Annotated in this window: 20 protein-coding genes; 15 read left to right on the forward strand and 5 right to left on the reverse strand. The window is 62.4% G+C overall.

Annotated elements, in window-relative coordinates; genetic code table 11:
- Positions 1-5: 5 nt before the first annotated feature.
- Entirely contained in the window at positions 6-1,232 is a 1,227-nt protein-coding gene (locus HJ583_RS15880; RefSeq protein ID WP_170022838.1) for a XylR family transcriptional regulator, read from the reverse strand.
- On the reverse strand, positions 1,229-2,806 hold the full coding sequence (gene pelA / locus HJ583_RS15885) for a pectate lyase (protein WP_170022839.1): 1,578 nt from the start codon (positions 2,804-2,806) through the stop codon (positions 1,229-1,231). Before pelA ends, HJ583_RS15880 begins: the two co-directional genes overlap by 4 nt.
- A gap of 144 nt (positions 2,807-2,950) precedes the next feature.
- Here pelA and HJ583_RS15890 point away from each other — a divergent pair, with 144 nt between their 5' ends.
- The 6 genes from HJ583_RS15890 (at position 2,951) to HJ583_RS15915 (ending at position 11,899) form a co-directional block, all read left to right on the forward strand.
- Positions 2,951-3,985, forward strand: coding sequence for a LacI family DNA-binding transcriptional regulator (locus tag HJ583_RS15890; protein WP_217423466.1), 1,035 nt, complete (start codon positions 2,951-2,953; stop codon positions 3,983-3,985).
- Between the two features lie 167 nt (positions 3,986-4,152).
- Positions 4,153-5,622 carry a xylulokinase gene (gene xylB / locus HJ583_RS15895; RefSeq protein WP_170022841.1) on the forward strand — a complete coding sequence of 490 codons (1,470 nt, stop codon included), beginning with the start codon at positions 4,153-4,155 and terminating at the stop codon, positions 5,620-5,622.
- A gap of 36 nt (positions 5,623-5,658) precedes the next feature.
- Positions 5,659-6,972: a xylose isomerase gene (gene xylA / locus HJ583_RS15900; RefSeq protein WP_170022842.1), complete on the forward strand. Its 1,314-nt coding sequence runs from the start codon at positions 5,659-5,661 to the stop codon at positions 6,970-6,972.
- Between the two features lie 71 nt (positions 6,973-7,043).
- On the forward strand, positions 7,044-8,576 hold the full coding sequence (locus HJ583_RS15905) for a family 43 glycosylhydrolase (protein ID WP_170022843.1): 1,533 nt from the start codon (positions 7,044-7,046) through the stop codon (positions 8,574-8,576).
- 46 nt (positions 8,577-8,622) lie between these two features.
- Positions 8,623-10,515 (forward strand): ABC transporter substrate-binding protein, encoded by a 1,893-nt coding sequence (locus tag HJ583_RS15910; protein ID WP_170022844.1) that lies wholly within the window; start codon positions 8,623-8,625, stop codon positions 10,513-10,515.
- Positions 10,516-10,636: 121 nt separating this feature from the next.
- Positions 10,637-11,899: an Hsp70 family protein gene (locus HJ583_RS15915; RefSeq protein WP_170022845.1), complete on the forward strand. Its 1,263-nt coding sequence runs from the start codon at positions 10,637-10,639 to the stop codon at positions 11,897-11,899.
- A 3-nt stretch (positions 11,900-11,902) separates the two neighbouring features.
- Here the strand turns inward: HJ583_RS15915 and HJ583_RS15920 are convergent, their stop codons facing one another.
- Positions 11,903-12,556 (reverse strand): YXWGXW repeat-containing protein, encoded by a 654-nt coding sequence (locus HJ583_RS15920; protein ID WP_170022846.1) that lies wholly within the window; start codon positions 12,554-12,556, stop codon positions 11,903-11,905.
- Between the two features lie 15 nt (positions 12,557-12,571).
- Entirely contained in the window at positions 12,572-12,877 is a 306-nt protein-coding gene (locus HJ583_RS15925; RefSeq protein ID WP_170022847.1) for a hypothetical protein, read from the reverse strand.
- A 141-nt stretch (positions 12,878-13,018) separates the two neighbouring features.
- On the opposite strand from HJ583_RS15925, the gene HJ583_RS19165 reads away from it, so the two are divergent.
- The 7 genes from HJ583_RS19165 (at position 13,019) to HJ583_RS15960 (ending at position 18,989) form a co-directional block, all read left to right on the forward strand.
- Entirely contained in the window at positions 13,019-15,568 is a 2,550-nt protein-coding gene (locus tag HJ583_RS19165) for a carbohydrate binding domain-containing protein (RefSeq protein ID WP_170022848.1), read from the forward strand.
- A 104-nt stretch (positions 15,569-15,672) separates the two neighbouring features.
- A complete protein-coding gene (locus tag HJ583_RS15935) occupies positions 15,673-16,920 on the forward strand; it encodes an ATP-binding protein (RefSeq protein ID WP_170022849.1) in 1,248 nt (415 codons plus the stop codon).
- Between the two features lie 219 nt (positions 16,921-17,139).
- The gene (locus tag HJ583_RS15940) at positions 17,140-17,301 is read left to right on the forward strand and encodes an antitoxin (protein ID WP_170022850.1); all 162 of its coding nucleotides are present in this window, start codon (positions 17,140-17,142) and stop codon (positions 17,299-17,301) included.
- A 141-nt stretch (positions 17,302-17,442) separates the two neighbouring features.
- Positions 17,443-17,673, forward strand: coding sequence for an antitoxin (locus tag HJ583_RS15945; RefSeq protein WP_170022851.1), 231 nt, complete (start codon positions 17,443-17,445; stop codon positions 17,671-17,673).
- The gene (vapC, locus tag HJ583_RS15950) at positions 17,673-18,086 is read left to right on the forward strand and encodes a type II toxin-antitoxin system tRNA(fMet)-specific endonuclease VapC (protein WP_170022852.1); all 414 of its coding nucleotides are present in this window, start codon (positions 17,673-17,675) and stop codon (positions 18,084-18,086) included. The genes HJ583_RS15945 and vapC overlap by 1 nt, the downstream gene beginning before the upstream one ends.
- A gap of 46 nt (positions 18,087-18,132) precedes the next feature.
- A complete protein-coding gene (locus HJ583_RS15955) occupies positions 18,133-18,633 on the forward strand; it encodes a YkgJ family cysteine cluster protein (RefSeq protein ID WP_170022853.1) in 501 nt (166 codons plus the stop codon).
- A complete protein-coding gene (locus tag HJ583_RS15960; RefSeq protein ID WP_101944444.1) occupies positions 18,630-18,989 on the forward strand; it encodes a translation initiation factor Sui1 in 360 nt (119 codons plus the stop codon). The genes HJ583_RS15955 and HJ583_RS15960 overlap by 4 nt, the downstream gene beginning before the upstream one ends.
- An 81-nt stretch (positions 18,990-19,070) precedes the next feature.
- Here HJ583_RS15960 and HJ583_RS15965 read toward each other — a convergent pair whose 3' ends face one another.
- Positions 19,071-21,089, reverse strand: a complete 2,019-nt coding sequence (locus HJ583_RS15965; protein ID WP_170022854.1) for an acid phosphatase — start codon at positions 21,087-21,089, stop codon at positions 19,071-19,073.
- Positions 21,090-21,348: 259 nt separating this feature from the next.
- Between HJ583_RS15965 and HJ583_RS15970 the strand changes: the two genes are divergently transcribed.
- Both HJ583_RS15970 and HJ583_RS15975 read left to right on the forward strand, forming a co-directional pair.
- On the forward strand, positions 21,349-23,172 hold the full coding sequence (locus HJ583_RS15970) for a choice-of-anchor I family protein (protein WP_217423468.1): 1,824 nt from the start codon (positions 21,349-21,351) through the stop codon (positions 23,170-23,172).
- Between the two features lie 143 nt (positions 23,173-23,315).
- Positions 23,316-23,786: a hypothetical protein gene (locus HJ583_RS15975; protein ID WP_170022855.1), complete on the forward strand. Its 471-nt coding sequence runs from the start codon at positions 23,316-23,318 to the stop codon at positions 23,784-23,786.
- Positions 23,787-23,793: the final 7 nt, after the last annotated feature.

A 23,793-nucleotide genomic window follows, 5' to 3' on the forward strand; every position in this document is an offset into this window, starting at 1 on the left:
CTCGCTCAGTTGCTCGCAACCCGCTCCTCGCGCAGGTTCTGCTGGTACTCGCGCGGGGTGCAGCCCAGTTCGCGGCGGAACACCGCATGCATGTACTGCAGCGAGGTGAAGCCACACTGCACGGCAATCCGGCTGCATGAGAGCTGACCGTCGCGCAGCAGGTCCTGGGCCCGGCCGAGCTTGGTGTGCATGATTTCGTCATGCACTGTGTAGCCCAGCTCCTTGCGGAAATAGGCGTCCAGCGTCGAGCGGGCGATCCCGAGATGATCCACGACCTGTTCGGCCTTGATGCCCTGGGCGGCGTACTGGCGGATGTAATGACGGGCGCGCATCACATATGGGTTGCTCAGCGGCCGATGCTGGCTGGAGGCCGCAACATGAATGCCGCTCGGCGCTACCAGCACTGGTGCGGCGTGCTCGCGGCCCCCGCGTAGCAGGCGGTGGAGCAGGTGGGCGGCGGTGCGCCCCATTTGGTCGGTGCCCTGGATCACCGAGCTGAGCGGGATGCGCGAAAGCGTGCGGGTGAGTGGATCGTTGTCGATACCGATGATGGCCACCGCTTCCGGCACCGGGATCTCGGCGCTGAGGCAGGCCTGCAGGATGTGACGCGCGCGCGCGTCATTCACGGCGATGATGCCGATGGGTTTCGGTAATTGCTGCAGCCAGTCGATCAGCTGCTGCTGGGCCCCTTGCCAGCTCTGGGCTTCGGTGGTACTGCCACGAAAGAGCGAGCCTTCGGCGCCGGTTTCAGCGAGCAGCTCGTTGAAGGCCTGCTCGCGCTCCTGGGCCCAGCGGTTGCGTGGCGTGGGGGGCGTGCTGTACATCGCGAAACGTGGCAGGCCAGCACCCATCAGGTGTTCAAAGGCGCATCGCACCAGCTGGCGGTTATCCGTTGCCACATAGGGGATGCCTGCCGGGTAGTGGGCCGGATCGGCGTAGGAGCTGCCGACGGCCACCACCGGACACTGGATGCCGGTCAGTGCGGTAGCGATGTCCGGGTCGTCGAAGTCGGCGATGATGCCGTCGCCCTGCCAGCCGGCCATGTTTTCAGGGCGGCAGCGAAAGTCTTCTTCCATGAAGAGTTCCCAGGCGGCCCGGGTTGAACCGAGGTAGGCGCCGATGCCGGCAACAATCTCGCGGTCATAGACCTTGTTGGCATTGAAGAGCAGGGCGATGCGATGAGACTGCAGGCCGCTGCTGGCCGGGCCGGAAGAAAAGCCAAGGCTGCTCATTGCCGCCCCCTGCCTTGCGCGGTGCGGCGTTTCTGCCAGGCCGGGTATTCTTGCTCGAGCAGCTCGCGTGGCAGTTCGGTGAACCAGTTGTATTTGACGCGTCGCTCGTAGGAAATTTCGGCGAAATCACTACGCTTGACGCTGTCGCGCGAGCTGAACAGGGGCTTGCCGCTGTCCAGATCGTAGAAGCGTGCCCAGGTGCCGGGAGCGGCGGGGTCCTTGACCAGCACATAGTCGAAGCCCATCTCCAGTGTGCGGTCCTCGCGCTTGATGCGTTTCTGGCCAGGCAGGCGGGCTGCCTTGAGCCAGTTCGCCCCATCCTGCACGGCACGCACCACGGCAGGCGAAGGCTGTTCCAGACTCATCAGGAAGCGCAACACATTCACGCTCTCGCCGCCGCTGATCGAGGGAAGCTCGTAGGAGCGCCCCATGGCTGGCGCCAGTGTGTTCTCGTCGTACTGGGCGCACCAGCCGGCTTTCTTGCCGCCTACCACGAGCTGGGTCTTGAGGATCAGATCGATGCCACGGCGCAGGGCATCCTGTGCGCGAGCGCGGCGGGCGCTGTCTACGAAGCGGAATTCTGCCGTGGGCTGAGCGATATCGCGCATCACTTCGAGCACGTTGGCAATCGCATCATCATTGAAGGTGATGCGCTTCTTGTAGCCGACCGGATCGGGCCAGAACTGTTGCCAGCCGCCATTGGCAAGCTGGGCAGCGAAAATGTAGTCGAGGCCATGATTGAAACCGGCGCGGTACTTCTCGTCGCCGAAGGCGCTGAAGGCGCGGGCCAGCACCTTGATCTGCTTCATCGTGGAATCGTTGTCGATCGTGGATTTGCCGCGCCAGCCTGTCAGTGCCGCCGTATTCACCGGCACCAGCATATTCACCGTACGCTCAAGCTTGGGCCAGCCGCCGTCGGCATTCTGATAGCCGAGCACGACATCGGCGAGCTGGCGACCTTCGGCGCTGCTGTAAAAGGCCGCGCTCTGCTCGGTCATGCTGGCCTCGGTGATCTTGCCGCCGCTGGCTTGCTGACTGATCTTGCCGGAGGCCGGCAGGATGAAGGTGGCCGAGAAACGCTGGCGCGCTTCATCCCATTTCGGGAAGGCGCCAAACAGGCTGAAAGTAGTTTCGAGTGGCAGCCACAGACTGCCATTGCGCCACTCCGGCGCGATGCCCAGATCGACCGGGCTGCCATTGCGTTCGGCACGGCTCTCCCCCGCATGCGCGCTCAGGCTGATGCCAGCCAGACTGTAGCGGCCGCTGTGGCTGGCGGCGTCTAGCTGTGCCTCGCCACCGAGCAGTCCGATGATGTCCTGGATCGGCGCGAACATTTTCTTGCCCGGCTTCAGTTCGGGCTGGGTGTACTGCCCTTCTTCGAGCTCCTGGTAGCCGCCATCCATGGAGAAATTCGGCTCACCCATGATCAGGGCGATGCTGACCAATTGGCTCTGGGCTGCCCCGGGCACGCTTGTACTGGCGGCTGCAGGCGGGCGTTCATGCTGGACTGCACAGGCAGCGCAGAGCAGGGCAAGGGCGCTGAGGGCGAGCGGGTGGCGGAGGCGGGCGGGCATGGTGAGTCTCCTGATCGATTTTCTTGCGGCGGGCGCTGAGGCACGCTCATGCGGCGGCAGTATAATCAAATCAGTCAATTTTTGATGTACGTACATCAATCTCGGTCCAAACCTAAACCCGCGAACCCAAAAAACATGAGCCCCGTGAGCAAGCTTCGAACCAAGATCCATGACGTGGCCCAGGCTGCTGGCGTGAGCGTGGCCACGGTGGATCGGGTGCTCAACAAGCGCCCGGGCGTGCGTCAGCAGACCGTGGCAAAGGTCGAGACGGTGCTGCGTCAGCTTAACTACAAGCCGGATGTGCACGCCGCGCGTCTGTCGCGGGGGCGCGACTTGCGCCTGGTGTTTCTGTTGCCGCGTGGCCACAACACTTTCATGAGCTTGCTTGCTGACGAGGTGCGTTCCACGGCCGAGCGCCTGGCCTTTGAGCGCTGCCTGATCGAGCTGCGGCATGTGGAGGCCTTTGATGGTCCGGCTGTTGCCGGCACCCTCAATGCACTCGATGCCGCGGACTGGGATGGTGTGGCCGTCGTGGCGCCGGATGCACCGGGCGTGCGCGAGGCCATCGATGCTTGCGTGGCGCGCGGCCTGCGTCTGGTGACCCTGGTGTCGGATTTGCCTTCCTCGGCCCGGCAGCACTTTGTGGGGGTCGACAACATTGCTGCCGGCCGTGTTGCGGGTCGCTTGCTGGGGCGCTTCAATGCCGGACGCAGTGGGCGAATTGCCCTGATCGCAGGTTCCATGACCCTGCGTGACCATATGGAGCGTCACCTGGGATGCGAGCAGGTGCTGCGTGCCGAGTTTCCGGGCTTGTTGAGCTTGCCGGTGGTGGAGGGGCGTGACGAGGCGGAGACTACGGCAGAGGTTGCACGGCGGCTGCTGGCCGCGCATCCGGATATCGTGGGTCTCTACAATATTGGCGCCGGCAATCGCGGCCTGATCGAGGCCTTGCGCGAACTGCGCCGCCCCGGCGAAGTGGTCAGCGTAGCCCATGAACTCACCCCGCATGTGCGCCAGGCGCTGCTTGACGGAGTCTATGACGCAATCATCTGTCAGGATCCGGCACATGAAGTGCGTAGTGCGGTGCGGGTATTGCAGGCCTTGTGCGAAGGCGGTGAAATCGTGCGTACCCAGGAGCGGATCCGCATCGAAGTGTTCCTCAAGGACAATCTTCCCTGACTGCCGGTCTGCCACCTCAAACATGGATTCAGCTTTGTTCTGAAACCTGCCTTGTGGCTTTATGAATTTCACCAGTGTGATCGCAGGCATCTTTTGATCAACGATAATCAGAAAATGCTTTCGAACCCGCATGCTGCGGCGAAAATCTGATCCACAAGAGGTGTCGTTTGAGCTGCTATCTGGGCATCGATCTGGGAACTTCCGAAGTCAAAGTGCTCCTGCTGGATGATCAGCATCAGCTCCTCGCGACAGCGGCCCGTCCGCTGGGACTGTCGCGGCCTGCCCCGCTCTGGGCTGAGCAGAATCCGGCTGACTGGTGGCAGGCCTGCTGTGCGGCCCTTGATGAGCTAGCCAGCTCCTATCCGCAATATATGGTGCGGGTGTGTGGCATTGGTCTCTCGGGCCAGATGCACGGCGCGGTATTGCTGGATGAGGGGGATGTTGTATTGCGCGCCGCCATTCTGTGGAATGACGGGCGCTCGGCTACCGAATGCCAGGAGATGATGGATGAGTGCCCGGCACTGGCGCAGATTGCCGGCAACCTGGCGATGCCTGGTTTCACCGCGCCCAAGCTGCGCTGGCTGGCGAAGCATGAGTCGGAGGTATTTGCGGCGACGCGTTGCGTGCTGCTGCCGAAAGACTGGCTGCGCCTGCAGCTTTCCGGCGAGAAGGTCTCCGAGATGTCGGACGCCGCCGGCACGCTGTGGCTGGATGTGGCGCGGCGCGACTGGTCGGACGAGTTGCTGGCCCTGTGTGGTCTTAGTCGGGCGCAGATGCCGCGCCTGGTGGAAGGCAGTGAAGTGTCGGCGCGCCTGTTACCGGCGCTGGCGGCGAGCTGGGGGCTGCCGGCCGATGTGTTGATTGCGGGAGGCGGGGGCGACAACGCCGCCAGCGCGGTGGGCATCGGCGCAGTGCAGCCCGGCGCCGGCTTTCTCTCGCTGGGCACTTCGGGCGTGTTGTTTGTGGTGAACGAGGCTTTCCGGCCGAATCCGCAATCTGCCGTGCACGCCTTCTGCCATGCCTTGCCGGGGCGTTGGCACCAGATGAGCGTGATGCTCTCGGCGGCGAGTTGCCTCAAATGGGTGACCCAACTCACGGGGCGTGTCGATGAGGCCGCGCTGCTGGCCGAAGTGGCGCAGCTCGATGTGGCCGCGCGTGAGGCCGCTCCGCTGTTCCTGCCCTATCTCTCGGGGGAGCGCACCCCACATAACGATCCGCATGCGCAGGGCGTGTTCTTTGGCCTGGGCTTCACACACGCCGGCGCCGATCTTGGCTGGAGCGTGCTTGAAGGCGTGGCTTTCGCTTTCCGCGACGGCCTCGCAGCCCTGCAAAGCGCCGGCACCCGCGTGGCGCAGCTGTCGCTGGTGGGCGGTGGTGCGCGCAGTGCCCTGTGGGCACAACTGCTGGCCGATGTGCTGCAGACCGAGATCGTGACTCACGCGGGGGGCGAGGCAGGCGGCGCGCTGGGCGCAGCACGCTTGGCCTGGCTCGCCGATGGGGGCGAGGAGGCCAGCGTGTGCGTGGCGCCGCCTGTCGCTGAACGCTTCATCCCCGCGCCGCCGAACGCATCTCTCGAATCCCGCTACCAGCGCTTCCGCGCGCTGTATGCCGCGCTGAAGAGCGAATTTCAGCGCTAACTCTTTCCTGAATTCAAACCTGAAGGACTCTGCTTCATGACTTCCTATTTCGCCAACATTCCTGCCATCGCCTATGAGGGCCCGGAGAGCCGCAACCCACTCGCCTTCCGCTGGTACGACAAGGACCGCGTCGTGCTTGGCCGCCGCATGGAAGACCAGCTGCGTTTTGCAGTGTGCTACTGGCATAACTTTTGTTGGGGTGGCGGTGACCCCTTCGGTGGCAACACTTTCGAGCGCCCCTGGTTCCAGGGTGCATCGCCCCTGCAGCTGGCTGAGCAGAAGGCTGCTTCCGCCTTCGATTTTCTGAGCAAGCTGGGCGTGCCTTACTACTGTTTTCACGATCGCGATGTAGCGCCTGAAGGAGCCAGCCCGCGCGAGTCGCACGCCAATTTCCGCCACATGGTCGAGAAGCTCGCTGCGCATCAGGCGCGTACCGGGGTGAAGCTCTTGTGGGGCACGGCCAATCTCTTCAGCCATCGCCGTTTCATGTCCGGTGCAGCCAGCAATCCGGATCCGGAGCTGTTTGCGATGGCGGCCGCGCAGGTGCGCGACGCGCTGGACGCCACGCTGGAGCTCGGCGGCGAGAACTACGTGCTTTGGGGCGGCCGTGAAGGCTATGAGAGCCTGCTGAATACGGATCTTGCCCGCGAGATGGATCAGCTGGGCCGTTTCCTCACGCTGGTGGTGGAGCACAAGCACCGCATCGGCTTCAAGGGCCTGATCCTGATCGAGCCGAAGCCGCGTGAGCCTTCCAAGCATCAATACGATTTCGATACCGCCACTGTGTACGGCTTCCTCAAGCGCTACGGGCTGGAAAAGGAAGTCGCCGTGAATATCGAGGCCAACCACGCTACCCTCTCCGGCCACAGCTTCGAGCACGAGATCGCCACTGCGCAGGCGCTGGGCATCTTCGGAAGCATCGACATGAACCGCGGTGATGCGCAACTCGGATGGGATACCGACCAGTTCCCGAACAATATTCCGGAAACTGCGCTGGCGCTGTACCACATCTACAAGCACGGCGGCTTCACCAGCGGTGGTTTGAACTTCGATGCCAAGGTGCGGCGCCAGTCTATCGACGCCGAGGATCTCTTCCTGGCTCACATCGGCGGCATGGATGTGTGTGCCCGCGCACTCCTGATCGCCGAGCAGATGATCAAGGACGGCGGTCTGCAAGCCGCGGTCGATCAGCGCTATGCCGGCTGGAATGGCGATCTGGGCCAGGGGATCCTGGGTGGAAAACTGAGCCTCGCGGATCTGGCCGATCGCGTGCTGGAAGGCAATCGTGATGTGGCGCCGGTGTCAGGTCGACAGGAATGGTACGAAAATCTGTTGAACCGTTTTTGTTGAAAATGTGTAGGGCGGGCTTCAGCCCGCCGCGATGCAGCATGGCGGCCTGAAGTCCGCCCTACGGAGAAGAAATGAGCAACAGCACACCGCATTGGGGCCAAGGCCCTGAGGGCCAGCGCAAGGCAGATCTGGGCAATGGTTACTACCTGAACCCGATCATGCCGGGCGATCACCCCGATCCTTCCATTCTCAAGGATGGCGAGGATTACTACATGACCTTCTCCACCTTCGATGCCTATCCCGGTCTGGTGATCTGGCATTCGAAGGATCTGGTGAACTGGCAACCACTGGGCGCCGCGCTGAAGAAACCGATCGGTTCGGTGTGGGCGCCGGAGCTCATCAAGCACGCGGAGCGTTACTACCTCTACATCCCGACCCGGCTCAAGAATCAGGGCCTGCAGGGGCGTGGCTCGATCTACGTGATCTGGGCCGACGACATCTGCGGGCCGTGGAGCGAGCCGATCGATCTGGGCAACCCGCGCATCGACCCCGGTCACGCGGTGGGCGAGGATGGCAAGCGCTACCTGTTCCTTTCCGGCGGCGATCGCGTGCAGCTCGCCGACGATGGCCTCTCCATCGTCGGTGAGATGGAGCATGTGTATGACGGCTGGCAGTATCCGGAAGAGTGGGACGTGGAGAACTTCGCCCAGGAGGGGCCGAAGATCACGCGCCATGGCGACTACTTCTACATGATCCTCGCCGAGGGCGGCACTGCCGGCCCGGCCACCGGCCACATGGTGGTTGTGGCGCGTTCGAAGTCCATCCACGGTCCTTGGGAGAACGCGCCGAACAACCCCATCGTGCGCACGCAATCGCCGAAGGAAGCCTGGTGGTCGCGCGGCCATGCCACGCTGGTCGAGGGGCCCACAGGCGCTTGGTACATGGTCTATCACGGCTACGAGAACGGTTACTACAACCTTGGTCGCCAGTGTCTGCTCGAACCGATCGAGTGGACCGAGGATGGCTGGTTCCGTGTCACCGGCGTGGATGTGGCGCAGCCGATTTGCATGCCTGTCGCAGGCCGCGCGCTCCCACACGGGCAGGCGCTGTCAGACGATTTCTCGCGCGACAAATTCGGTGTGCAGTGGGGTTTCTACGATCCGCTTCCCTCGCATGGCATTCGCCATCGTTATGACAATGGCGCGCTGGTGATTGAGGGCCGTGGCACGACGCCGGCTGATTGCTCGCCACTGACCTGCGTGAATGGGGACCGCGCCTACCGTTTCGAGGTGGAGCTTGAGGTGGGTGAGGGCGCCACCGGCGGTGTGCTGCTCTTCTACAGCCGCCGTTTGTATGTCGGGCTGGGATTCAACCAGGGCCAGCTGTTGATGCACCGTTACGGCACCGAGCGCGAGATGAAGATTCCCGAGCATGTGGATGGCAAGCGCCTCTTCATGCGCGTGACCAACCGCGATCACATCGTCACCTTCCACACCAGCGCCGATGGCGTCACCTGGCACAAGTTCCAGACCCAGATGGAAGTGAGTGGCTACCACCACAACGTGGCCTTCGATTTTCTGAGCCTGCGTCCCGGCCTCTATGCGGCGGGTGAAGGCGAGGTGCGTTTCAGGAATTTCCGCTACGAGGCGCTCGCAGCGGAGTAAGCAAGTCTGGCCGGGAGATGCCGGCTGCATATAAGAGGAGACAAGCATGTCGATCAGATTCCTGGCCGTTCTGGCCAGCCTCACCCTGCCGTTGGCGGCGCAGGCTTATACCAGTGCTCCGGCGCTGGCTAAACTCGAGAAGGATGGCGCACTGCCCAGCGTGGACAAGCGCCTGCCTGAAAATCCGGATGTCATTACTCCGATCGATAAGCCCGGCAAATACGGTGGCACCTTGCGTTCTGCTTTGCGTGGCAATGGCGATGGCAATGCGATCCTGCGCATCGTCGGCAACCAGGGTCTGGTGCGCTGGAACATCGACATGAGCAAGGTCGTGCCGAATGTGGCCGAGAGCTGGACGACCAATGCCGATTCCTCCGAATACACCTTCAAGCTGCGGCGCGGCATGAAGTGGTCCGACGGCAGCCCCTTCACAGCGGACGACGTGCTGTTCACCATGAATGATCTGCTCGGCAACAAGGGCTTCGTGGCCAACCCACCGAGTTTCTTCAAGGTGCAGGATAAGCCGGTGGTCACCGAGAAGGTCGATGACTTCACGGTGCGCTTCAAGTTTGCCGCGCCCTACGTGTCCTTCATCGAGATCCTGGCCCACCCGACCCTGCAATACCCCACGCTGTACTCGAAGAAGTACTGCAGCCAGTTCCACCCCAAGTACAACAGCAAGGTCGATGAGCTGCTCAAGCAGAACAATGCCAAGGATTGGGGCATGCTGATCCGCCAGAAATGTGGCGATCAGGAAACGCCCACACGCTGGGCCAATCCGGAACGCCCCACGCTGGATCCGTGGTTGATCGTCGAGCCCTACGGCGGCAGCGCGGCCAAGGTACGCCTCAAGCGCAATCCCTACTTCTGGCAGGTCGACAGCAAGGGCCAGCAACTGCCCTACATCGATGAGCTGAACCTCGCCGTGATCTCGGAAGTGGAGACCATCGTGCTGGCGGCCATCAATGGTCAGCTAGACTTCCAGTCGCGCCACATCGGCGGCACGCCCAACCTGCCGGTGCTCTCCGAGAACGCTGCCAAGGGCAATTACCGCGTACTGCAGATGGAAGACGCCAGCTCCAATTCGGCCGGCCTGTTCCTGAACTTCACGACGCGCAATGAAAAACTGCGTTCGCTGATCCGCAACAAGGATTTCCGCGTCGCCCTGTCGCTGGCGATGGATCGCAAGGAGATCAACGAGATCATCAACCTCGGCCAGAGCATGCCTTGGCAGCTCGGCCCGAAGAAGTCCAACCGCTTCTATAACGAGCAACTGGCGACGCAATACACCAAGACCGATCTGAAAACTGCCAACGAGTTGCTCGACAAGGCTGGCCTCGGCAAGCGCGATGCGGAGGGCTATCGCCAGTACCCCTCGGGCGGGCGCGTGTCCATCGGTGCCATCGTGCCGGCGGCCAGCACGGGAGGCATTGATACCCTCGATCTGGTGCGCAAGCACTGGTCCAAGGTTGGGATTGAACTGGTGATCCAGCCGGTGGAGCGCTCGCTGTTCTACGACCGCTCCAACACCAATGATTACGAAATGGCTATTTTCGTGGTGGGCGGCGGGCTTGATCCGCAGTTTGACAAGACCGGCGTGCTCGCCTGGAGCCCCACCGAATCCCGCCAGAGCCTGCTGTGGGCGAAGTGGGCGCAGAGCGGGGGCAAGCAGGGTGAAGAGCCGAGCGCTTCGATGAAAAAGCGCATCGAGCTGGACGAGAAATGGAAAGTGGCCAAGACCCAGGCCGAAGCCGACGGCTATCTGCGCCAGATCCTCCAGCTGGCTGCCGACGAGTTTGAGGTGATTGGTACCACGGCTACGCCCCGGGTGCTCGGCGTGCTCAGCAAGCGTCTGGTGAACGTGAACGAGAAGATGCCCTGGGCCTGGCCTTACGCCACCCCGGCCGGCTCACTGCCGCAGCAGTGGTTCTTCAAATAGGCGGGGTGTTGCCGCTTGAGAATGGCCGCCCGGCAAGCCTGCCCGGCGGCCATTTTTTCGTGCAAAGGCGGGCTGGGCCTGCGTTATGATGCGCGGCCGCCACGCCTTACCTGCACGCTTCATGTTTCAGACTCCCGCCCGCGCCTGTGGCGTCGATTTCGGCACCTCCAACTCCACCGTCGGCCAGATCCGGCCCGGCGCCGAAACCCTACTGTCGCTCGAAGACGGCAAGCTCACCTTGCCCTCGGCCGTATTCTTCAATGCCGATGAAGACAGCACCCACTTCGGCCGCGACGCAATGGCGCAATACCTCGACGGTTACGAAGGCCGTCTGGTGCGCTCGCTCAAGAGCCTGCTCGGTAGCCAGCTGATCGATGCCACCACCGAAGTGGCCGGGCGTGCCTTGCCTTTCCGTGAGCTGCTCGCCACTTTCATCCGCGAACTCAAGCGGCGCGCCGAGGAAGCGGCTGGCCGGCCCTTCGATTGCGCGGTATTTGGCCGCCCGGTGTTCTTCGTGGATGGCAAGCCCGAGGCCGACAAGCTTGCCGAGGACACCCTGGCGCAGATTGCGCGGGCTGCGGGTTTTCGCGAGCTGAGCTTCCAGTTCGAGCCGATCGGTGCGGCCTTCCACTACGAGCGCACGCTGGACCGCGAAGAACTGGTGCTGATTGCCGATATCGGCGGCGGCACGGCGGACTTCTCCTTGGTGCGCCTCTCGCCTGAGCGGGCGAAGCGTGATGAGCGCCGTGAGGATCTGCTTGCCAACGGCGGCGTGCACGTCGGCGGCACCGATTTCGACCGTGCCCTCAACCTCGCCAGCGCCATGCCCTTGCTGGGCCTGGGCAGCCGCACCCAGAACGGCGGCGAACTACCCTCGCAGCTCTTCTATCAGCTCGCCACCTGGCACACCATTCCGTTTGCCTACACCCGCACCGCCTGGAACGATTTCCAGCAGCTCTACCGCATGAGCAGCGAGCGCGAAAAACTCGATCGCCTCTCGCGCCTGATTGATCGCCGTGCCGGCCATTGGCTGGCGCTGCAGGTGGAGCAGGTGAAGATCAATCTTTCCGCCGAGGAGCTCAGCCAGCTGGATCTGGCCGAGCTGTGGCCGGGCCTTGTCGCGCCGGTTACACGCGCCGATTTCACTGCCGCCAGCGCCGAGCTGGTCAGTCGGGTGGCGCAGACCGTGCAGGAATTGCTGCAGCAGGCCAATCTGCACAGCACCGATATCGATACCCTGTTCTTCACCGGCGGCGGCAGCGGTGTGCCGCAGCTGCGCGACGCCATCAGCCAGCTGCTGCCGGGCGCGCGTGCCTGCGAGGGCGATCTCTTCGGCAGTATCGGCGCGGGCCTCGCTGTGGAGGCCGCGCGCCGGTATGGCTAGGCCCTAGTCACGGCCGTGGCCGTGACCGCCGCCCTTGCCGCCAGAATTGTCCGGCCGACCGCCGCGGTCATTGTGATCCGGGCCGCGTGAGTCCTGCCGCTGTTCCTGCCTGGGGGCTTCGCGGCGCTCATAGTCGCGGCGCACTGGCTCCATGTCGCGGCGGATCTCGTCGCGGCGCTCGTTCTGCTTTTCGCGCTCGCGCTGAAAGCTCCGGTCGCGTTCGCGTCGGTCATGGTCGCGGCGCCAGTCATCCTCGCGGCGGCGATCGTCCTCGTACCAGCGCTGCCAGCGCTCATGCTCGTTGCGCTGAGCCTCGCGCCAGTCCGAATGGCGCTCCCAGCGCCCGGCGCGGAAATACCAGTCGTCGCGGTCGTGGTCCCAGCGTTCGGGGATCCATACATACCCCGGGCGTTCGCGCAGCCAGATGCCGCCAACCCAGGCATACGCACGACCATCCCAGCGCCAGTAACCGGGGCGCCATACATGACCGTGACGCGGCTTGGGCCAGACTTCATGGCGCGGCGGCGGCGGCGGGCCGTAGATGTCGATGCTCACGCCGGGCAGGTGGATGTCGATGCCCACCGATACGCCAGCCTGGCTGGCCAGCGGGCAAAGGAGGCCGGTGGTGAGCAGCAGTGCTGCAAGTGTCTTGTTCATCGGGGGGTCCTGTTATTAATACCGGTGCGGGCCACGCGGATAACCGTGGTGGTCCCGGCGTGCGTCACGGTAGCGGTATTCGTCGTGATAGTAGTGATGGTGGTGATATTCCCGGGCCGGGCGGTACTCGTAACGCGGCGGCGGGGGAGGGCGATGATAGCCGCCGTGAGCCGATTCGCCACCGATCACGATGCGCGGCACGATGACCGGTGGCAGGGGCGGGGCGAAGCGCTCGAACACGGTTTCGGCGTGGCTGATGGCCGGGGCGGCCAGGCTGGCCGCAGCGAGCAGGGCGAGGAAGATCTGGCGCGGGGTTTTCATCGAAATTCTCCTTGGTGGGGCGGATGCCTCTGCTTCCATTAACGCGCCGCCCGCAAGCGGGTGGACGGGTGTCAGCTGGCTGTCAGCCTGGCGCGATGCAGGCGTAAACTGCTGCCATCCTGATGCACCGGAGGTGCGCCCGTGAAAACCCTTCTGCAGGCTCTGTTGCTGAGCGCGCTGCTGTGCATGGCACCGGCGCGTGGTGCCGAGCTTTTTCCCTTCGTGCTGCCCTGGGATGACGCCAGTGCCAACCTGACCAACCTCGCCGCCTGGAACACCAAGCCGGCGGGAAAGAACGGTTTCGTCACACGCTGCGGCAGCCATCTGTGCGTGGGCAGCGAGCGTATCCGTTTCCTCGGCGTGAACATCGTCTTCGGCTCGGTGGCGCCGGATCACGCGACGGCCGACAAGCTCGCCGCGCGCATGGCCCGCTTCGGCATCAACATCGTGCGTTTCCATCACATGGATTCCAGTCCGCTACCCCGGGGCCTCCTGCAGAAAGACATGCGTACGCTGGACGCCGACATGCTGGAGCGGCTCGACTACTTCATCGCCGCGCTCAAGCGCGAGGGCATCTACAGCAACCTCAACCTGCACGTGGGCCGCAAGTATCCGGGCTTCAAGGACTGGGGCGAGGCCACGCCCAAATACTGGAAGGGCGTCGATAACTTCTACCCGCCCATGATCGCCATGCAGCAGGCGTTTGCCCGCGATCTGCTGCTGCATCGCAACCCCTACACCGGCACCCGCTATGTCGACGAGCCGGCGGTGGCACTCATCGAAATCAATAACGAGAACGGCCTTTTGCGCGAATGGCGTGTGGGCGGGCTCAACGACATGAGCGAGCCCTATCGCGGCGAGTTGCAGCAGCAGTGGCAGCGTTGGCTGCGCGCCAGATACAAGGATTCGGCCGCCCTGCGCGCAGCCTGGGGCTTGCGCGAGGAGCCGCTGGGCGCCGAGATGCTTGCGGGCGCTGCGAACGTGAAGGGGGGCGAGGCCGGCTGGAACCTGCAACTTGTTGGCGGCGCCCAGGCTGCATTGGCACAGGCTGCTGATGGCAGTCTCACGCTCGCCATGCCGGTGCCTGGCAAGGAGAACTGGCACACCCAGTTGCACCAGAGTCGCCTCGCTTTCAAGGCGGACCAGCCCTATACCCTGAGCTTCCGCGCCAGGGCCGACAGACCGCTGAAACTTGCCCTGCAAGCCATGCAGGCCCATGCACCCTGGCAGCACCTGTGGGCGCAGAGCATCGAAATTGGCACTGGCTGGCAGGACTACCGATTCAGCTTCGCCCCGTCGCAGGGCGACGAGGTGGCGCGCCTCACCTTCGGCGGTTTGGGGCTCGGCACCGGCCAGCTGCGGATCCAGTCCGTCAGCCTGCGCCCCGGCGGCGTGCTGGGCCTGCAGGCGGATGAATCGCTGGAGGCTGGCACGGTCGCCATTCTCGGCAGCGATGAATTGATGAGCCGCACCCGCGAGCAGCAGCGCGACTGGGTGCAGTTCCTGTGGGATGCCGAAAGCGCCTACTGGACTGGCTTCCAGCGTTTCCTCAAAACGGATCTGGGCGCCCGCCCGCTCATCCTCGGCACCCAGGTCAGCTACAGCCCGGCGCCGATCCAAGGCCAGCTCGACGTGGTCGATGGCCACGCCTACTGGCAGCACCCGAACTTCCCCGGCAAGCCCTGGGACATCGACAACTGGAAGATCGCCAACACCCCCATGGCCGGCCTCGACGGCGCCGGCACCCTGGCCGATCTCGCGCTGCGCCGCTACCCCGGCAAGCCCTTCATCGTTACCGAATACAACCACTCGAATCCCAGCCACTACCAGGGCGAAGCCCTGCCGCTGGTTGCTGCCTACGGCGCGCTGCAGGATTGGGACGGCCTCTTCCTCTACAGCTATGGCGCGCACGATGGCAAGTGGGACAGCAGCATGATCGATCGCTTCTTCGACAGCCACGCCAACCCGGTCAAGATGGCCAGCCTGATTGCCAGTGCGGCCCTGCTGCGCCGGGGCGATGTGCGTGCCGCCGCTCCCGGTGTAGAGACGCCTGCACCACAACAGGCCTGGCTTGACGCCCTGCGCAGCCACTACCGCATGCCTGGCGCCGAGAGCTTCGGTGCGCCGCGCAACGCGGTGTTGCGTGGCGCAGTGGGCATTCACACCCCGGCCGGCGCGGCGCTGCCGCTACCGGTGAAGAGCGACACCGGCGAGCTGGTGTGGGGGATAGAAGGCCCGGCGGGCCGCGCCGTGTCGCTCGACAGCCCGCGCAGCAAAGCGCTCATCGGCAGCCGCCTCGGCAAAGCGTTGAGTCTGGGGGGCGTGGAGCTGGAACTGCTCGCCGCGCGCAATGACTGGGCCGCGCTGTATGCCACCGTGCTTGAAGGCGAAAGCTTCAATGGCCCCGCCCGCATTCTCCTTACCGCCCTCGGTCAGGTCGAGAACAGCGGTCAGCGCTGGCTGGACGACAAGAAAAGCAGCGTCGGCCGCAATTTCGGCAGCGCCCCGACCGTGATCGAAGGCGTCGCCGCCCGCATCAGCCTGCCTGTCGCTGCAAATCGCGTGCGCGCCTGGGCGCTGGACGAGCGCGGCTCACGGCGGGAGGAAATCAGGGTGACAGGGAGTGCGCGCGCCACGCTGGGAATTGGCGAGGAGTGGCGGACGTTGTGGTATGAGATTGAGATAAAGTAAGGTTTGGTGTTCGGTGACAACACGCAGAGAGCGGGCTTGAATACGTTCGTTTGCGGAGCCCAGTTTCTGGTTTTAGATAATAAATAATTATTTTGATATTAGAAATGAAAAAACTAAATCCTTTTAAGCCAAATAGTCCAGTTCCTCCTGCGATGTTTGCGGGTAGAATTTCTGAAATTGAGAGCATTGAGAAATCATTGTTTCAAACTCAAAATGGGCAACCTTCTAATTTGATGGTTACTGGTGATAGAGGGATTGGGAAGTCATCTCTTCTTTTTTACGTAAAGGGTTTGGCTTCAGGTGGGATAAAAAGCCCGGATTACGAAAGGTTTAACTTTGTTACTGTTGATCTCTTGGTTTCAGAGAAAACTGATATATCAACGCTTGTGAAGTTGGCTGAGCGAAAAATTTCAAGAGAGTTGTCGAAGACGGAGGCTATCCGTTCTTTTTTGCACACCACATGGGAGTTTGTTAAAAGAATAAGAATAATGGATTCAGGGATTGGGCCGGAAGAAAAGAACTCTGAGATTGAGATTTTGCTAGATGATTTTTCATACTCTCTGGCTGAGACTAGTAAAAGAATAACCGAAAATGCTTCGGCGGAAGAAAAAAGAGACGGTATTGTTTTTGTGATAGATGAGTGTGATAGCGCGTCGCCGGATCTTCGTCTTGGTTATTTTTTTAAAAACGTTACGGAATCTTTGCTGCATCATGGTTGTTACAACGTGATGTTTATCATTGCAGGGTTGCCAACTGTTGTGGAAAAGCTTTCTGAGTCTCACCCCTCTTCTATTAGAGTTTTTACTCAGGTTCCATTAGGTGAGCTTAGTCCATCGGATAGGCGGTATGTGGTTGATAGAGGGTTGGAAGAGGCTAATAAAGTAAACAAAATACAAACAAAAATCTCGCCAGACGCAAAAATACAGATTTCTGTTTTGTCTGAAGGATATCCAAACTTTATTCAGCAATTTTCATTTTCAGCTTTTGAAGAAGACTCTGATAATGAGATTTCTGGCGATGATGTCTTGAACTCGGCGTTCAAGCAAGGAGGGGCTATTGATGCTATTGGTAGTAGATATTATGCGTCAGATTTTTACGATAGGATAAAATCTGACGAATACAGAGAAGTTTTATCGATCATGGCTGAGAAAATGAACGAGTGGATTACCAAGGCTGAGATTAGAGCGAAATTTAGCGGCGATGAGTCGACTCTTTCTAATGCATTAAGTGCCTTGGTTGGGCGGAAAATAATTTTAAGAAATCCATCTAAAATTGGCGAGTACAGGCTTCAGCAGAGAGGGTTTGCTTTGTGGATAAAACTCTTCGGTGATAAAAGCAAGCCTAAGGCTTAGCAAGCAAAGGCCGTAACCCGGAGTAGGTCGGAAAAGCGGAGCGTCTTCCGACTTCTGGAATCGTTGTACAAGCCCCCTTGATGCTTGAGCCGCAAATCGTCGGAAGGCGCCTGCGGCTTTTCCGACCTACGTCGGCGCGCCCTTTGCTCCGCTTCCGCGGCTTGGCTCATAGCTGACGGATGTATATACTCCGCGTATAAACACCCCGGGGAGTCCCATATGACCCACGCACGCATCTTCCAGTCTGGCAACAGCCAGGCCGTACGTTTGCCGAAGGAGTTCCGCTTCGAGGTCGATCAGGTCGAGATATTCCGGCGTGGCGACGAGGTGGTGCTGCGTCCGGTGGCGAGCAATGCGGCACCACGTACGGCGCAGTCGTAGGGTGCGGTGCAAACCGCACCGCATGAGGTGATCGAAGTGGCGGAGTTGGCACTCCGCCCTACAAATCGTGACACCTCCACGCCTTGGCTCACGGCTGATGGATGTATATACTTTGCGTATAAACATTCCTGGGAGCCATCCATGACCCACGCCCGTATCTTCCAGTCCGGCAACAGCCAGGCCGTGCGCTTGCCGAAGGAGTTCCGCTTCGATGTCGATCAGGTCGAGATTTTCCGGCGCGGCGACGAGGTGGTGCTGCGTCCGGTGGCGAGCAATGCGGCGGTGATCTTCGATGCGCTGGCCGCGCTGCCGGCCGACTTCATGGCCGATGGCCGTGACGACACGCCGCCGCAGGAACGGGAGGCGCTCTGATGAGCGCCCGCTACCTGCTCGACACCAACATCTGCATCTACATTGCCAAGCACAACCCGCCCGAGGTGCGCGAACGCTTTGCGCGCCATGCAGCGCGCGAGCTGGCGATGTCGGTGGTGACGCTGGGCGAGCTGCGCTTCGGCGCGGAGAAGAGTCAGAGCCGCGAGCGGGCGCTGAGCAGCATCCAGACCCTGATAAGCCTGATCACCGTGGCGCCGCTGCCGGAAGCGGCTGGCGAACACTACGGCCAGATCCGTGCGGCACTGCAGGCGAGCGGCCAGATCATCGGCAACAACGATCTGTGGCTGGCAGCTCACGCGCGCGCGGAAGGCTGGATTCTGGTCACCAACAATGAACGCGAGTTCGTGCGGGTGCCGGGGCTGCAGGTGGAGAACTGGGTGGCGGGGCGCTGATGGATTTCAAGTCAGGTTCACGCAGCCATCGATTGGATACCTCCTCATGCCTCTGACCGATCTCCATCTCGACATCGACCGCCGCGTCGACTTCATTCGCGCTGAAACCCCCGATTGGCTCTGCGGAAAGGGCTGTGCGAACTGCTGTCGCAAGCTGTCGGACGTGCCTTTGCTGACGGCTGCCGAATGGCGCTTGCTGCAGGAGGGGCTGGCCGCTTTGCCGGCGGAGCGTCTCGCGCAGGTCAGCGAGGCGATGGCCCGCTTGGTGAGCCAGCCCATGCGGCCGGTGGTGTGCCCGATGCTGGATCAGGTGAGCAATGCCTGCCCGGTGTACGCGCAGCGCCCGGTGGCGTGTCGCACTTATGGCTTTTATGTGCAGCGTGAGCTGGGCCTGTATTGCGGCGAGATCGAGGCGCAGGTGGCGGAAGGCAAGCTGGCGGATGTGGTGTGGGGCAATCACGATGTGATTGATCGTGAGTTGGCCGCGCTGGGCGAAGTACGCGCGCTGACCGAATGGTTTGCCCGCTGGCAGAAGGAGCAGGCATGAAATCGAAAAGTGGCAACGGCGGGCTGGTGTATTCGACCGAGCATGGTCGTACCTGTCCCGATTGTCGTCAGCCGGTGGCGGCCTGCGCCTGCAAGCAGGCGGTGGTGCCGGCGGGCGATGGCATCGTGCGGGTGTCGCGCGACACCAAGAGCCGGGGCGGCAAGTGCGTGACGGTGATCAAGGGCGTGTTGCTGGAGGCTGCGGCACTCGCCGCGCTGGGCAAGAAGCTGAAGGCGGCCTGCGGCACGGGTGGCACGACCAAGGATGGGGTGATAGAGATTCAGGGCGATCACTGCGAGCTGGTGATGGCACGTCTGAAGGCCGAAGGTTTTACGGTGAAGCGTGCGGGCGGCTGAAGTCGCAAATCTTGCCCTGTGAAAAAGCCCGTCCGGCTTGCGCCGGACGGGCTTTTGTCTTTCTGGCTTGAGGGCTGCCGATTACACGCCGTCGAGACGGATCTGCACGCCGGTGGCCGTGTAGGTGGTGGTGATCTTGCTGAAGCCAGCTACCGTGACGCTGCTGAACGTGCCGGCGAGCTTGCCGGCGCTGATCACGCTGAGGGTGTCGCCTGCCTTCGGGGTATAGCCTGAGAAGCTCACGACGAGGCTGCCGCCGGCCAGGGTGGCGGTGCCACTGATGTTCAGCACGCCTTTGGCGGCACCACTCATGACCAGCGCCAGCTCGCCGGCGGTCTGGGTGTAGGCGCCGGTGATGGCGAGTGCGGCCGGAGCGGCGCATTCGAGTTTGCCGCCCTTCATGAACACCTCGCCCTTGCCGAAGGCGCTGGCCGAATCCGCCGCCAGGGTGCCGGCGCTGATCACCGTGCCGCCGCTGTAGCTGTTGCTGCCAGCCAGGCGCAGGGTGCCCGTGCCGAGCTTGCTGAGCTTGCCGGCGCCGGCGATGTTGTTGCGCCAGGAGTCCTTGGCATTGAAACCGCCGAGGCTGGCATCCATCGTCACGGCCACGTCGCCGTTGAAGGCGCCGTAACCATCCGCTGCGGCGAAGAGGTTGAGGCGGCCCCAGCCTTCTTCATCGTTGGCCAGCGGATAGCCCGAGTCGATTTCGGTGGTCTTCAGCACCACGCGGCGCTGGGCGGCGCTGAGGTAGGGCAGACGGGTTTCGAGCAGGATCTCGGCGCCCTTCGGCACGGTGGCGGCCTTGCCATCGTTGGCGGCAATCTTGGGCAGACCATAGGTGAGCTTCTGGGTGAAGAAGCTCTTGTTCGTGGCGTAGTCGGAGAAACGGTCGTAGTTGACGCTGCTCTTGTCGGTGGTGACCGGGGTGCGGGCCTTTTCAAGCAGCGTGTTGAAATCGCTGGTGCCGGTCTGGGCCATCAGGTAGTCCTGCACCAGCTTGTAGGTGGCGGCCTTGTCCATACTGGTCTTGGTCAGACCGTAGGCCACCACGGCGGTGGCCTGCACGCGGCCGCCCATCACGTCCAGCGGCGAGTGCATGCCGGCGAGGATGCGGCTCTCGCCCATTTCCATGGCGCGGGTGATGAGTTCCTGGTAACGCTGCGGGAAGAGGTAGGCCATCGGCAGCACATCGCGCCAGGCTTCGGCGGTGTGGCCCGAGGGGAAGCCGCCATCGGTGGCCGGCGTGGTGCTCTTGGCCGATTCAAGGGCCGGTACGACGCTGACGTCCGTGCTCCAGCGCCAGGGGCGGGCGTATTTGTAGAAACGCTTGGCGGGTTCGCCCGAGCCATCGGTGATGTTGCCGCTGTCGATGAAGCTGACAGCACTGCCGAGAGTCGAGGTGGTCGAGCCGAGGTTGTTCCCGCTGTCGGATACGGCGGTGACGGCGGTGTTCGGATCGACGGCAACGATGCTGCTGGTCTGGCCGGTGCCTGTGCGCCAGAGGCTGGTGAGCGGGCCCATACCGTCGGACACGGAAAAGCCCTTGCTGCGGCGGTCATCCATGTAGGCGGCAAGCGCCTGATCGCTTGTGCGGTTCTTGGTGGCGGCTTTCACGTAGTCGATATTGGCGGCGTGCAGCGCGGCATTGACGACGCTGCCATCGGTCGCGTCACCGGGGATGCCGCTCCAAGTGGAGGCAGTCACAGCAGCGCAGCCGTTGGCGGCGGCGAGGCTTACGCCGGCATCAACTTTCAGGCTGCTGGGCGTCCACAGGTCGAGGAAGCCTTTGAGCACACGCACGCCGGCATTGGTGTCGAGCGTGACCTGGCAGGGATTGTTGCGCTGGTTGCTGGCGCCGGTGTCGATATAAGCCTGTACGCCACTGGGGGCGTCGGCGGTCTCAACGACACCGAGGCCGACCGGTTCAGCCGGAATGACGAGTGCAGCAGCACTGCTCGACGTGCTGGTGGCGGAGCTGCTGCTCGACGCGGCGACAGTGGACTCACTGCTGTTGCTGCCACCACCGCAGGCGACCAGACCCAGCGCGGTGAGCACCGCGAGGGTGGCGGCACTACGCCGGAATTCAAATGCTGATTGCATGTTTGTTGCTCCCTGATGTTGTCTGCCCGGCGGGGCAGGAAAGCCGGCAATGATCAGGATGCTTTGTTACGGGAAGAATACGGTTGCGTATGTTTTGTGTTGCAGTGAGGTGACGATCGCCGGCTTCATGGGCAGGCACTGCGAGCTGGGGCCTGGTGGGCACGACATGTCGCAGGGGTGTCATGCATTTGTCACGGCAAGGTCATTTTTGCTTGTGACAATCGCGAGCTTGTCTTGAACACGCACGGAGTGCATAACAATGAAAAGAAGTCTTGCGGGGGGAGTGGGAGCAAGTGGCCTGCTAGGCGTTTTTGTGCTGCTGGCCGCGTGCGGCGGCGGCAGTTCCGGGAGTGACGCAGTCATCGGTGCCGCCTCGAGCAGCAGCGTAAGCGTCAGCGCGAGTGCTGCCTCGCTGGCTAGCAGTTCTGCAGCCAGTGTTGGGGCGTCGTCCAGCCTCAGCAGTTCAGCGGCCAGCTCTTCAAGCCGGTCGTCCTCAAGCAGCAGCGTGGAGGCCACACCGGTCAGCCTGAGTCTCGTCAAGATTGGTGGCTATACCCATAGTGGCGGTGCGTCGTCGGCAGAAATCACCGCCTTTGATCCGGCGAGCAAGCGCCTCTTCGTGATCAATGGCGCACTCGGCACAGTGGATGTGCTGAATCTGGCCGATCCGGCCAACCCGGTGCTGATCAGCTCGATCAGCACAGCCACCTTCGGCAGCGGCCTCGGTGGCGCCAACAGCGTGGCTGTGCGCGACGGTGTCGTGGCCCTTGCCATCGAAGCTTCGCCCAAGACCGGTAACGGCATCGTGGCCCTGGTGCGTGCCTTTGATCTCGTCACCCTCGGCACTGCCACGGTGGGGGCCTTGCCGGACATGCTCACCTTTTCGCCGGATGGCAAGTATCTTCTGGTGGCCAATGAAGGTGAGCCGAACAGCTACGGTCAGGCCGATTCGGTGGATCCGGAAGGCTCGGTCAGCGTGATCACGCTTGGCGCGCTGGGCCCCATGGTCAGCAGCGTCAGCATGAGTGTGACGAGTGCCGGCTTCGCGGGCTTTAACAGCCAGGTCGACAGCCTGCGCACTGCCGGCGTGCGTATCTTTGGGCCGGGCGCCACGGTGGCTCAGGATCTGGAGCCGGAGTACATCACGGTGGCGGCGGACAGCAGCAAGGCCTGGATCACGCTGCAGGAGAACAACGCGATTGCCGAGCTGGATCTGGCCAGCAAAAGCATCACCGCGATCCGCTCGTTGGGCCTGAAGGATCACAGCATCGCCGGCTACGGCATGGACGTCAGTGATGAAGACGGCGGCACCAACACCAACTCCGGCACGCCGGCCATCAAGATCCGCACCGTGCCGGTGAAAGGCATGTACATGCCGGATGCGATCGCCAGCTATGTGGTGGGCGGCACGACTTATCTGGTGACGGCCAATGAGGGCGACGCCCGCGAATACACCGGCTTTGCGGAAGAGGCACGGGTGCGTGCGCATTGCACTGGTGGGCTGGATGCCAGCCTGTCGGCCGATTCTGCCAATGATGTGAAGGACAGCAACCTCGGTCGCCTCAAAGTTACTGCCAACTACAACGGTGGCAGCAGCGATACCGGCAAGAACGCCACGACCGGCGTGTGTACTGCGCTGTATGCGTTCGGTGGCCGTTCCTTCTCGATCTGGCGGACGGATGCGACTCAGGTCTATGACTCCGGCGATGCCTTCGAGCAGAAGACAACTGCCCTGAGCGAAGCCAACTTCAACGCCAGTCACGACAACAACACCCAGGATTCGCGCAGCCCCGCCAAGGGTCCGGAACCGGAAGGCGTGGTGCTGGCCGCCATCGGCAGCAAGACCTTTGCCTTCATCGGCCTGGAGCGTATCGGTGGCGTGATGGTGTATGACATCAGCAGCCCGGCTGCGCCGGTGTTCGTGACCTATCTGAATACGCGCAGTGGCACCGGCGGCGATAACGGTCCGGAAGGCCTGGCCTTCATCAAGGCGTCTGACTCGCCCAATGCCAAGCCGCTGCTGGTTGTGGGCAATGAAGTGAGTGGCACGACTGCGATCTACCAGCTCAATCTGGGCTACTGAGCCTGCGCGCTCCAGCAAGGCCTTCCGCCATCTGGCGGAAGGCCTTTTGCATTGCAGGGTCAGACTGTCGGTGCTTGCCCTGCGTGTCGACTTGGCCGAAGATGTTCGCGCTCCGTCATAGAACGGATTCGAGGGAGAAGATCATGCGTGGAGTGATTGCCGGCCTGCTGCTGGCGATGTTGCTGGGATGTGCTTCGGCACCACCGCTGCCGCCGCCATTGCGGGCAACGCCAGAGGCCGATCAGGCGGCCAAGCTGTTTCGCAGCAAGCCGGGCGGCGCGCGCGTCTATCTCTATCGCAACACACGCTACGGCGCTGATGCGCTGATGAGCATGCGCATGGACAGCCTGGATCTTGGCACCATGGGTGGCTCTTCATTCATGCCGATGGAATTGCCGCCTGGGTTTCACCTGCTGGAGGTAACGGGTACTTCCGTAGCAAAGCTTGAGCTGAATCTGCAGGGCGGGCGCAATTACTACATCCAGATCAACAATGCGGTGACACTGGAAATCGGCAAGGTTGAAATCATCGAGCGCCATGCTCTTGAGGCGCAATACGCGATCCAGAACGAGTGCAGCATGGTGCAGCCGCGTCAGTTTGCGCTGACGCCGTAAGCGGCAG

The sequence above is a fragment of the Uliginosibacterium aquaticum genome, from assembly GCF_012972705.2.
Taxonomy (GTDB): Bacteria; Pseudomonadota; Gammaproteobacteria; order Burkholderiales; family Rhodocyclaceae; genus Uliginosibacterium; species Uliginosibacterium aquaticum.

Bases quoted from the DNA above. Each gene is read 5' to 3' on its own strand.
- HJ583_RS15910 (WP_170022844.1), top strand. From the start codon at position 8,623: ATGTCGATCAGATTCCTGGCCGTTCTGGCCAGCCTCACCCTGCCGTTG.
- HJ583_RS15970 (WP_217423468.1), top strand. From the start codon at position 21,349: ATGAAAAGAAGTCTTGCGGGGGGAGTGGGAGCAAGTGGCCTGCTAGGC.
- HJ583_RS15975 (WP_170022855.1), top strand. From the start codon at position 23,316: ATGCGTGGAGTGATTGCCGGCCTGCTGCTGGCGATGTTGCTGGGATGT.
- HJ583_RS15920 (WP_170022846.1), bottom strand. From the start codon at position 12,556: ATGAACAAGACACTTGCAGCACTGCTGCTCACCACCGGCCTCCTTTGC.
- HJ583_RS15925 (WP_170022847.1), bottom strand. From the start codon at position 12,877: ATGAAAACCCCGCGCCAGATCTTCCTCGCCCTGCTCGCTGCGGCCAGC.
- HJ583_RS15960 (WP_101944444.1), top strand. From the start codon at position 18,630: ATGAAATCGAAAAGTGGCAACGGCGGGCTGGTGTATTCGACCGAGCAT.
- HJ583_RS15880 (WP_170022838.1), bottom strand. From the start codon at position 1,232: ATGAGCAGCCTTGGCTTTTCTTCCGGCCCGGCCAGCAGCGGCCTGCAG.
- HJ583_RS15905 (WP_170022843.1), top strand. From the start codon at position 7,044: ATGAGCAACAGCACACCGCATTGGGGCCAAGGCCCTGAGGGCCAGCGC.
- HJ583_RS15955 (WP_170022853.1), top strand. From the start codon at position 18,133: ATGCCTCTGACCGATCTCCATCTCGACATCGACCGCCGCGTCGACTTC.
- HJ583_RS15935 (WP_170022849.1), top strand. From the start codon at position 15,673: ATGAAAAAACTAAATCCTTTTAAGCCAAATAGTCCAGTTCCTCCTGCG.
- pelA (WP_170022839.1), bottom strand. From the start codon at position 2,806: ATGCCCGCCCGCCTCCGCCACCCGCTCGCCCTCAGCGCCCTTGCCCTG.
- HJ583_RS15945 (WP_170022851.1), top strand. From the start codon at position 17,443: ATGACCCACGCCCGTATCTTCCAGTCCGGCAACAGCCAGGCCGTGCGC.
- HJ583_RS15915 (WP_170022845.1), top strand. From the start codon at position 10,637: ATGTTTCAGACTCCCGCCCGCGCCTGTGGCGTCGATTTCGGCACCTCC.
- xylA (WP_170022842.1), top strand. From the start codon at position 5,659: ATGACTTCCTATTTCGCCAACATTCCTGCCATCGCCTATGAGGGCCCG.
- vapC (WP_170022852.1), top strand. From the start codon at position 17,673: ATGAGCGCCCGCTACCTGCTCGACACCAACATCTGCATCTACATTGCC.
- HJ583_RS15940 (WP_170022850.1), top strand. From the start codon at position 17,140: ATGACCCACGCACGCATCTTCCAGTCTGGCAACAGCCAGGCCGTACGT.
- HJ583_RS15965 (WP_170022854.1), bottom strand. From the start codon at position 21,089: ATGCAATCAGCATTTGAATTCCGGCGTAGTGCCGCCACCCTCGCGGTG.